At 69.6% G+C, this 6,901-nt stretch carries 5 protein-coding genes; all 5 read left to right on the top strand.

Features of this window, described 5'->3' with window-relative positions; all coding sequences use genetic code 11:
• Positions 1 to 595: sodium/glutamate symporter (locus tag BUA29_RS12340; protein WP_281247914.1), on the top strand; the 595-nt coding region annotated here is incomplete at its 5' end.
• Positions 592 to 2,100 (top strand): efflux transporter outer membrane subunit, encoded by a 1,509-nt coding sequence (locus tag BUA29_RS11475; protein WP_084602465.1) that lies wholly within the window; start codon positions 592 to 594, stop codon positions 2,098 to 2,100. The genes BUA29_RS12340 and BUA29_RS11475, both read left to right, overlap by 4 nt.
• The gene (locus tag BUA29_RS11470) at positions 2,097 to 3,185 is read left to right on the top strand and encodes an HlyD family secretion protein (RefSeq protein ID WP_072756662.1); all 1,089 of its coding nucleotides are present in this window, start codon (positions 2,097 to 2,099) and stop codon (positions 3,183 to 3,185) included. Before BUA29_RS11475 ends, BUA29_RS11470 begins: the two co-directional genes overlap by 4 nt.
• A 6-nt stretch (positions 3,186 to 3,191) precedes the next feature.
• On the top strand, positions 3,192 to 5,933 hold the full coding sequence (rbbA, locus tag BUA29_RS11465) for a ribosome-associated ATPase/putative transporter RbbA (protein ID WP_072756661.1): 2,742 nt from the start codon (positions 3,192 to 3,194) through the stop codon (positions 5,931 to 5,933).
• Position 5,934: 1 nt separating this feature from the next.
• On the top strand, positions 5,935 to 6,901 hold a 967-nt coding region (locus BUA29_RS11460; RefSeq protein ID WP_072756663.1), incomplete at its 3' end, for an ABC transporter permease.

The following is a 6,901-nucleotide window of genomic DNA, read 5'->3' as shown; positions in this document are numbered from 1 at the left end:
GCTGCTGGTGTTCTTTGCCGGTATCGGGCTAAAATCCGATATCCGCACGCTGCTTGCGGGGGGCAGGCCGTTGGTGATCCTGTTGATCCTTGCGACCAGCTTCATCCTTTTGCAGAACTTCGCGGGGATTGGGCTGGCGAGGCTCTTTGGAATGGAGCCGAAGGCCGGGCTGATGGTCGGCTCGGTTTCGCTGACCGGCGGCGTTGGCACCACGCTGGCCTGGGCACCGATATTCGCCGAAAAGCTGGGGATCACGAATGCGCTGGAACTGGGGGTCGCGGCCAATACTGTCGGGCTAATCGCGGCCTGTGTGATCGGCGGGCCGATTGCGGCGCTCCTGATCCGGCGGGGCGGGCTGCAGGCCCAGACGCAGCTACCGGATCGCTACGCGTGCCGCCGGCGCCAGCTACGTGCCCCCCGACCGTTGGCTGGAGCAGACGCCGGTACAGGAAGGGTCGTGGTGGCCGGCCTGGATCGCGTGGCTGCAGGAACGCTCGGGAACGCCCGTCAAGCCGCCCGCGATCGGGGCGCCCTCCAAGGGCTACAAGCCGCAGTACGCGACGCCGGGCAACTACGTGCTGGAGACATGACATGAACGATAGGCCAGCCGTCGCCACAAGTGGCAAGCGCCGTCCGCCGCCGCTGCGGGCCCGGCCGATCCTGGCCAGCACCGCGCTGGCGCTGCTGGCCGGCTGCGCCAGCCTGGCGCCGGAGTATGAACAGCCCGTCGCGCCGGTACCGCAGAGCTATGCGTCCATCGTGGGCGCATCGACGCCAGGGCGCGAGGATCTGCCGCCCTGGCGCGACTACTTCACCGATCCGCTGCTGCAGCGCCTGATCGAGACGGCGCTGGGCAACAACCGCGACCTGCGCGTCGCCGCGCTCCGGGTCGAGGAAGCCCGAGCCGCATTCCAGATCCAGCGCGCCGATCAATTCCCGGGCCTGGGCCTGGGTGCGCAGGGCGCGCGCGCACGGGTGCCGGGCGATCTCAACTACTACGGGCAGTCCGTGGTCGGCGGCGAATACCGCGCCGAAGTCGGCCTGAGCAGTTGGGAACTGGATCTGTGGGGCCGCATACGCAACCTGAAGGATGCGGCACTGCAGCAGTGGCTGGCCACCGATGCCGGCCGTCAGGCGGTCGAACTGGCGCTGATCGTCCAGGTCGCAGATGGCTACCTGGGGCTGCGTGAACTGGACGAGCGCGTGGCGATCGCGCGCCGCACCGTGGACTCACGCGCGGAGTCCTACCGCATCTTCCAGCGCCGCCAGGAAGTCGGCTCGACCTCTCGGCTGGACCTGACCCAGGTGCAGACCCTGTTGACCCAGGCGCAGGCGCTGCTGGCCCAGCTCGAACGCGCGCGCGCCAGCCAGTACCACGCACTGGCCCAGTTGGTCGGCGCCGATCCCGGCCCACTCCCAGCCCGCGCGCCGTTCGACGAGGACACGGTGCTGGCGGCGCTGCAGCCAGGGCTGCCTTCGGACCTGCTGCTCCGTCGCCCAGACCTCATCGCCGCCGAGCATCGGCTGCGTGCCGCCCATGCCAACATCGGCGCCGCGCGCGCGGCGTTCTTCCCGCGCATCGCCCTGACCGGCAGTTGGGGCACGGCCAGCGCCGAGCTCGATGGCCTGTTCGATTCCGGCAGCCGCGCGTGGACCTTTCTGCCGACGCTGTCGCTGCCGATCTTCGACGCGGGCCGTCGCCGCGCCAACCTGGAGCTCAGCGAAGTGCGCCGCGACATCGCGGTGGCCCAGTACGAGAAATCCATCCAGACCGCGTTCCGCGAGGTCGCCGACGCGCTGGCGGCCCGCCACTGGCTGGCCGAGCAGTTGCAGGTGCAGACCGTCGCGCGCCAGGCCCTGGCCGAACGCGCCCGGCTGGTCCAACTGCGCTACGACAACGGCTCGGCCACCTATCTCGAAGTCCTCGACGCGCAGCGCAACCTGCTGGACGCCGAGCAGCAACTGGTGCAGGTGCGCCGTGCGCTGCTGTCCAGCCAGGTCGCGCTGTACGGCGCGCTCGGAGGCGGGCCTGGCCAGCGCTCCGGTGGCGCTGAAGCAGGCCTTTCCACCCATTCGCAACGGGCGTCGGACATACCATGAGCACAGCATCGTCCCTTTTTTCCAAGAAACGCATCGTCCCCGCCACGCTGGTCGTCGCCGTCGCGGTGCTGGCCTGGTGGGGCTGGCAGCGCTGGTCCGACCACGGTCCGGGCGAGGGATTCGTCAGCGGCAACGGGCGCATCGAGGCCACCGAGATCGACGTGGCCACCAAGTTGCCCGGCCGGGTGGAGGAGATCCTGGTGCGCGAGGGCGACTTCGTGCAGGCCGGGCAGACGCTGGCGCGGATGCAGACCGACACCCTGCGCGCCCAGTACGACCAGGCCGAGGCCGAGCGGCAACGGGCCGAGCACGGCGTGGCCGCGGCCCAGGCGCAGATCGCGCTGCGGCAGAGCGAGGTGGCCACCGCGCAGGCGCTGGTCGCCCAGCGCGAGGCCGAGCTCGATGCCGCGCGCCGCCGGCTGGCACGTTCGGAGACGCTTTTTGTGGAGGGTGCCTCCTCGGCCCAGGAACTGGACGACGACCGCGCGCGGGTACGCGCCAGCCAAGCGGCGGTCGCGGCCGCCCGGGCCCAGGCCGCCGCTGCTCAGGCGGCCGTGCGCGCCGCCGAGGCACAGCTGGTCGGGGCGCAGTCCGCGGTCCGCGCGGCCGAGGCCGCGGTGGCGCGGATCCAGGCCGACATCGACGACAGCGCGCTCAAGTCGCCGCGCGCCGGCCGGGTGCAGGTGCGCGTGGCGCAGCCGGGCGAAGTGCTCGGCGCCGGCGGGCGCGTGCTCAACCTGCTCGACCTGTCCGACGTCTACATGACCTTCTTCGTGCCCGAGACCAGCGCCGGCCGCATCGCCATCGGCAGCGAGGTGCGGATCGTGCTCGACGCCTGGCCGCAATACGTGATCCCGGCCACGGTCTCCTTCGTCGCCAGCAAGGCCCAGTTCACGCCCAAGACGGTGGAGACCGCCAACGAGCGCCAGAAGCTGATGTTCCGCGTGCGTGCGCAGATTCCCGAGGATCTTCTGCGTCGGCATCTGGAGCAGGTCAAGACCGGAATGCCCGGGGTGGCCTGGATCCGGCTCGACAGCGACCAGGCCTGGCCCGCCGATCTGGTTGCCAATGTGCCGGTGGAGTAAGCGGACATGACCAAGCCGAACGCGCCCACCGTCGTGCAACTGCGGGGCGTGCGCCTGGACTACGGCAAGGTGTCCGCGCTGGATGGCGTCGATCTGGACATTCCCGCCGGCCGCATGGTCGGCCTGATCGGCCCGGACGGGGTCGGCAAGTCCAGCCTGCTGGCGCTGGTGTCCGGCGCCCGCCGGATCCAGGCCGGCCGCGTCGAGGTGCTGGGCGGTGACATGGCCCGGCGCGGCCACCGCAACGCGGTCTGCCCGCGCATCGCTTACATGCCGCAGGGCCTGGGCCGCAACCTGTATCCGACGCTGTCGGTCGAGGAAAACCTGCAGTTCTTCGCCCGCCTGTTCGGCCACGGCGCGGCCGAGCGCCGCCGCCGCATCGACGAGCTGACCCGGGCCACGGGCCTGTATCCGTTCCTGTCGCGCCCGGCCGGCAAGCTCTCGGGCGGCATGAAGCAGAAGCTCGGGCTGTGCTGCGCGCTGATCCACGACCCCGACCTGCTGCTGCTCGACGAGCCGACCACCGGCGTCGACCCGCTGGCGCGGGCGCAGTTCTGGGACCTGATCGCGCGGATCCGGCGGCAGAGCCCGGAGATGAGCGTGGTCGTGGCCACCGCCTACATGGACGAGGCGCAGCGCTTCGACTGGCTGGTGGCGATGGACGACGGCAAGGTGCTGGCCACCGGCACGCCGGCCGAACTGCTGGCGCGGACCGGCTCGGCTTCGCTGGAAGAGGCCTTCATCGCCCTGTTGCCGGAAGAAAAAACCCGCGACCACCAGCCGGTCGTGATCCCGCCATTGAGCGGCGATGACGGCGACATCGCCATCGAGGCCCAGGACCTGACCATGCGCTTCGGCGACTTCGTGGCGGTCGATCATGTGTCCTTCCGCATCCGCCGCGGCGAGATCTTCGGCTTCCTCGGCTCCAACGGCTGCGGCAAGTCGACCACGATGAAGATGCTGACCGGTCTGCTGCCGGCCAGCGAGGGCCGCGCCTGGCTGTTCGGCAACGAGGTCGACCCGCACGACATCGACACCCGCCGCCGGGTGGGCTACATGTCACAGGCGTTCTCGCTGTACTCCGAACTGACCGTGCAGCAGAACCTGGTGTTGCATGCGCGCCTGTTCAAGGTGCCCGAGGACGACATCCCGGCGCGGGTGCAGGAGATGGTCGAACGCTTCGGCCTGGAGGCGGTCGTGCACAGCCTGCCCGCCAGCCTGCCGATGGGCGTGCGCCAGCGCCTGTCGCTGGCGGTGGCGATGGTGCACAAGCCGGAGCTGCTCATCCTCGACGAGCCGACCTCGGGCGTGGACCCGGTCGCGCGCGATGCGTTCTGGCGCCTGCTGGTGGAGCTGTCGCGGCGCGACCGGGTGACGATCTTCATCTCCACCCACTTCATGAACGAGGCCGAGCGCTGCGACCGCATGTCGATGATGCATGCGGGCAAGGTGCTCGACAGCGATGCCCCGGCCGCGCTGGTGGCCAAGCGCGGTGCGCAGACACTGGAAGAGGCCTTCATCGGCTATCTGGTCGAGGCCGGCGGCGGCACGCCCGGGCAGACCGGCGACGACGCGGCGCCCGCGCAGCCCCGCGCCGATGGCCATCGCGACGCCCGTCGCAAGCCTTTCAGCCTGCAGCGCATGCTGAGCTACGTCTGGCGCGAGTCGCTGGAGCTGCGCCGCGACCCGGTGCGCGCCACGCTGGCGCTGGTCGGTTCGCTGCTGCTGATGTTCGTGGTCGGCTATGGCATCAGCCTGGACGTGGAGGATCTGCGCTACGCCGTGCTCGACGGCGACCAGACCACGCTGAGCCAGAGCTATGTCAACGCGCTCTCGGGATCGCGCTATTTCATCGAGCAACCGCCGCTGTCGGACCATGCCGAGCTGGACCGACGCATGCGCAGCGGTGAGCTGGCGCTGGCCATCGAGATCCCGCCGGGCTTCGCCCGCGACGTGCTGCGTGGCAACAGCGTCCAGGTCGGTGCCTGGTTCGACGGCGCCATGCCCACCCGCGCCGAGACCATCCAGGGTTACCTGCAGGGCATCCACCTGCATTGGCTGGCCGAGCAGGCGCGCGAGCGCTTCGGCATGCAGCTGGCCAGCCCGATCGCCATCGAATCGCGCTACCGCTACAACCCCGACGTGCGCAGCCTGCCGGCGATGGTGCCGGCGGTGGTGCCGCTGTTGCTGCTGATGCTGCCGGCGATGCTCACGGCGCTCGCCGTGGTGCGCGAGAAGGAGAGCGGCTCGATCACCAACCTCTACGTCACCCCGGTCACCCGCAGCGAGTTCCTGCTGGGCAAGCAACTGCCCTACGTGGCCCTGGCGATGCTCAACTTCCTGGCCATGGCGCTGCTGGCGGTCACCGTGTTCGGCGTGCCGATCACCGGCAGCTTCCTGGCGCTGACGCTGGCGGCGCTGATCTTCACCACGGTATCCACCGGTTTCGGGCTGCTGGCCTCCACGGTCACCCGCAGCCAGATCGCCGCGATGTTCCTGGTGGTGGTGGGCACGATCATTCCGGTGACCCAGTTCGCCGGTCTGCTCGAGCCGATCTCCTCGCTCGAAGGCGTCGGCCGGGTGGTGGGCGAAATCTATCCGGCCAGCCACATGATCGCGATCAGCCGCGGTGTGTTCAGCAAGGCGCTGCACCTGCGCGACCTGGGCGGCGCGCTGTGGCCGCTGCTGCTGGCCGTGCCGGTAGTGCTGGGGTTGGCCATCGCCCTGACCCGCAAACAGGAGCGCTGACGTGAAACTCCCCCACCTGGCCAACGTCTATCGCCTGGGCATCAAGGAGCTGTGGAGCCTGGCGCGCGACCCGATCCTGCTGGTGCTGATCGCCTACGTGTTCACCGTGTCGATCCACACCGCCGCCACGGCCATGCCCGAGAGCCTGCACAACGCGCCGATCGCCATCGTCGACGAGGACCGCTCGGCGCTGTCGCAACGCATCGCCTCGGCGTTCTATCCCCCGCAGTTCTCGCCGCCGGCGATGATCTCGCTGGGCGAGGTCGATCCCGGCATGGACTCGGGCGCCTACACCTTCGTGCTCGTCATCCCGCCCAATTTCCAGCGCGACGTGCTGGCCGGCCGGCAACCCGCGCTGCAGCTCAACATCGATGCCACCCGCATGAGCCAGGCCTTCACCGGCAACAGCTACGTGCAGCAGATCATCAACCTGGAGGTCAACGAGTTCGTGCGGCGCCAGCGCGGCAGCACCGCGATGCCGATCGAACTGGCGCTGCGCGCGCGCTTCAATCCGTCGCTGGACAAGACCTGGTTCGGCGGGCTGATGCGGATCATCAACAACGTCACCATGCTCTCGATCATCCTCACCGGCGCGGCGCTGATCCGCGAGCGCGAGCACGGCACCATCGAACACCTGCTGGTGATGCCGGTCACCCCGGCCGAGATCATGCTGTCCAAGGTCTGGTCGATGGGGCTGGTGGTGCTGGTGACCGCCTTCGTCTCGCTCAACCTGGTGGTGCGGGGTCTGCTGGGCGTGCCGATCGAAGGTTCGCTGGCGCTGTTCGTGGTCGGCGCGGCGCTGTGCCTGTTCGCGACCACCTCGCTGGGCATCTTCCTGGCCACGCTGGCGCGCAACATGCCGCAGTTCGGCATGTTGATGGTGCTGGTGCTGATCCCGCTGCAACTGCTGTCGGGCTCGATGACCCCGCGCGAGAGCATGCCGCAGCTGGTGCAGGACATCATGCTGG

This window comes from Thermomonas hydrothermalis, assembly GCF_900129205.1.
GTDB lineage: Bacteria > Pseudomonadota > Gammaproteobacteria > Xanthomonadales > Xanthomonadaceae > Thermomonas > Thermomonas hydrothermalis.
The sequence above is the reverse complement of the archived record's forward strand: the minus strand, read 5'-3'. Positions and strand labels throughout refer to the sequence as shown.